This window comes from Moorena sp. SIO1G6, assembly GCF_010672795.1.
Lineage (GTDB): Bacteria > Cyanobacteriota > Cyanobacteriia > Cyanobacteriales > Coleofasciculaceae > Moorena > Moorena producens.
On record NZ_JAAHFZ010000199.1, the window covers coordinates 1 to 1076 of the forward strand.

The window sequence follows — 1076 nt, forward strand, 5'->3', positions numbered from 1 at the left end:
CAAGCCGAAACCATGAATGGTGATGAGTTGCAAAGCTTAACTAACGAATATCTACCATCCGAAACATTCTTAGATAGTCTACACGAGACACCATACAGTGTTGAGCGTGCAAAAACTTATCTGTTCCCTAAGATACTGAAACCAAGCGAATACAAGAAAAATTATCTGACATCTTGGAAAAATTCGCAAGCTTTCCCCGGATGCAAAGTTGAGTCTGCTCGTTTGCTACGTGAATGTAGCTTATCACAGTTCACATTTCAAACCCACGACCAGATGAAGAGCTGGGAACGAGAACAAAAATACCTCATCAACAAGTATGGCCAATCATACGAAACATTCTTCACCAATGATGATGGGACTATCAATTATCAACTGATGACAGATTCGATTGACACAGCCATCCGTGCTGGTAATCGCAATTTCAAGTCAACCATCAAAAAGCATAAGTACTATAATGCCGCACGAGATTACGAAGAGCATCCAGAATTCCAATGTTTGCTAATGGTCAGAGCCAACTTAGATATTCGGTATGGTCGCAAATTGGTTACTGGTGAAAATGATAGCAGTGAAGAGTAATCAAATCTAGATAAACCATCAATAAAAGTTAGCACATGCAATTTTGGAACCCGCTGCTAACAAGAAACACAGACCGAAAACTTGTCAAATATTCACATTTTGCATGTGCTAACAAAACTAGGGGTGTACCAGTCAAAAGCCAATACTGACACCATGATAACACATACACCCCATTAACACTAATTAACACTACCAGTAAAGTCAGTATCAATAATTCCAGTTATTGAAAACTCTTGATGGTAGTTGGTAGTACTCTAAGACAACTAAACCAATGGTGTTAATGGGTTATTAGACCGGTATTAAAAACACTCCCAAAAAACACTAAATTAGGTCAGTCACGATAGCAGTTCAAAAAAAAACGCTTGACTGACGGAAAATCGAATTCTGAAACCCGCATGAAATATGGGTATGTGTGTTTTTGTTGCCGTGAACGGCTCTAATATATGGGGAATGAGTACACGGCACCCCCATATTTTGGCTGCGAAGCATCCGCTTAATTT

1 pseudogene is annotated in these 1076 nt (G+C 39.3%); it reads left to right on the top strand.

Features of this window, described 5'->3' with window-relative positions:
* Window positions 1-576, top strand: a pseudogene (locus F6K63_RS37000) (hypothetical protein); the annotation flags it as partial.
* Window positions 577-1076 lie beyond the last annotated feature (500 nt).